The 2,519-nt window shown below is 31.9% G+C and carries 3 protein-coding genes; all 3 read right to left on the bottom strand.

The features are described from left to right. Positions 1-533 (bottom strand): MgtC/SapB family protein (locus tag VK998_RS06940; protein WP_325226900.1); only part of this gene is annotated, 533 nt, incomplete at its 3' end. A 46-nt stretch (positions 534-579) separates the two neighbouring features. After that, positions 580-2,064 (bottom strand): tripartite tricarboxylate transporter permease, encoded by a 1,485-nt coding sequence (locus tag VK998_RS06935; protein WP_325226897.1) that lies wholly within the window; start codon positions 2,062-2,064, stop codon positions 580-582. Positions 2,065-2,081: 17 nt separating this feature from the next. Then, on the bottom strand, positions 2,082-2,519 hold a 438-nt coding region (locus VK998_RS06930; protein WP_325226895.1), incomplete at its 5' end, for a tripartite tricarboxylate transporter TctB family protein.

The raw sequence follows: 2,519 nt of genomic DNA, 5'->3' as shown, positions 1-2,519 counted from the left end.
TTAATATCCTTAATGGAAATATTATACTTTCCTAGCAAAGTTCCTATTTCACCAATTAGTCCAGATCTATTTGAACTAATAACCTCTAGCGTTTTGTAACTGGTTTTTAGTATCTTTTTTTCAAATTTTCCTAAGCTCATCAAAGTTATAAGAACAACACTGGCTGTCACAACTGCTCCTAAATAATATCCATTACCAATTGCTAAACCAATACCTGCACATACCCATAAACTAGCAGCAGTAGTAAGCCCTTTAATATCTCCTTTAGTCCTCATAATAGTTCCTGCTCCTAAAAAACCTACTCCACTTACTACTTGAGCTGCTAATCTTGCAGGATCTCCAGCAGGTAATCCTGTTATTGGATTATTAAATCCATTTATAGATACCAGCATTACCAAAGTAGAGCCAACACTAACAAGTATATGAGTTCTTAGTCCAGCTGGCCTGTTATTAACTTCTCTCTCTATTCCTATCAAGCCACCTATTATAGCTGAAAGAATAATTCTCAAAACTACTTCCATATTATTTGTCATAGACAAAACCCCTTAACAAAATTTAAAACTTTTCAAATTCCCATTCTTAATTAATCCGTTTTTTCTCAAACTTAGATATTATTATAGGTGATAATAAAGATAATATACTTAATAATATTAATACCCAAGTTATTGTACCACTAAATAATGCCATTATATTTCCATTGTTCATTATTAATGTTCTTCTAAGGCCAGTTTCTCCTAATGGACCTAATATTAAAGCTAATACAATAGCCGCTGCATTTAAATCGAATTTTTTAACAAAATAGCCTATTATACCAAAGATAAACATAATCCATACATCTGTCATATTGTTATTAATAGCATAGGACCCAACTACACTTAATGCAAATATTATAGGTATTAATACACTATCTTTTACTGATGATATTTTCGCAAAATATCTAACTCCTAGTAAACCTAAAATTAACATAAATATATTAACTATTCCAAAACCTGCAAAAAATGTATAAGTTATACGTCCATGTATTGTAAATAAATCTGGTCCTGGTTTAAGTCCTTGTATTATTAATCCACCAAGTAATATTGCCGTTACACTATTCCCAGGAACTCCAAGAGTTAATGTAGGAATTAATGAACCTCCTGTTACAGCATTGTTTGCTGCTTCTGCACCTGCTACACCCTCTATACTCCCTTTTCCAAATTCATCTTTATGTTTTGAAAACCTCTTAGCTTCATTATATCCAATAAAGCTACCAATTGTTCCACCTGCTCCTGGTAATATTCCAGCCACAACTCCTATGGCTGTGGAGCGTAAACTAGTTGGTAATATTCTTTTTATCTCTGAGAAACTTAAATAAACCTTATCTGTTACAAGCTTTGGTTTTTCCATTTCTTTAAGTTCTTTTTCTGCCAATATTAAAACTTGAGACATAGAAAACAGACCGATTAATGTTGCAGTAAATGGTAACCCTTCAAGAAGAGATGTAATGCCAAATGTAAATCTAGGCACTCCAAGCATTGGATCCATCCCAATGGTAGAAAGTACTAATCCTAATGCACCAGAAATTAATCCTTTAAGCATTGATTGAGAACTTATTCCTGCTATAATGGTTAATCCAAATATTGATAACCAAAAGTATTCTGCCGGTCCAAATTTAAGGGATAAATCAGCTAATAAAGGAGATATAGTATAAAGAGCAATAGTACTTAAAAATCCACCTATGAATGAAGCAATAGTTGCTGTTGCCAAAGCTTTACCTGCCTTACCTTTTAGCGTTAACTGATATCCTTCTATAGCTGTTGCTGCTGCTGATGATGTTCCTGGTGTATGTAATAATATTGCAGATATAGAGCCACCGTACATAGCACCACAATAAACTCCTGCAAGGGCAATTAAAGCTGTGTCTGCTGGCATACCAAAAGTTATAGGGATTAATAATGCCACACCCATAGCCGCTGATAAACCTGGCAATCCACCTACTACAATACCTGTAGCCACACTTACCAATGCAGCTATTAAATTGGTCAAACTCAATGCATTGGTCAATCCAAATATAATATCATTCATTAATTTTCACCTCGTAGTTATATAATGAATCCATCAGGTAATGGAACTTTCAATACTAACTTAAACAGTACATATATAAATAAACAAAACCCAATAGTGATTAAAACACTATTTTTCTTACTTACTTGTAATCCTATAAGCGCAACTAATACATATAAAATAGTTGAAATAATATATCCAAGTATATTTATAAGAACTATATATATTCCTCCAGTTACTAGAATAAATATTAATTGCTTAAGTTCAATATTTTTAAAATTCTTTGCTTCTTCACTATCTTTGTTTAAATAACTTTTAACAAGGAATGTTAAGGATAATATCATAAATAATGTATTTACAAAAATCGGATATATCCTAGCTTCCGCTGGGAGCTTAAATGTCATAGAATAAAAAAAACCACATACTATAAGTAAAATTATACTTAAAATTAAATTTAATTTTCTCATAACACGCCT

The organism is Schnuerera sp. (genome assembly GCF_035459645.1).
GTDB lineage: Bacteria > Bacillota > Clostridia > Tissierellales > Tepidimicrobiaceae > Schnuerera.
This window is presented reverse-complemented; position numbering and strand designations above follow the sequence as displayed.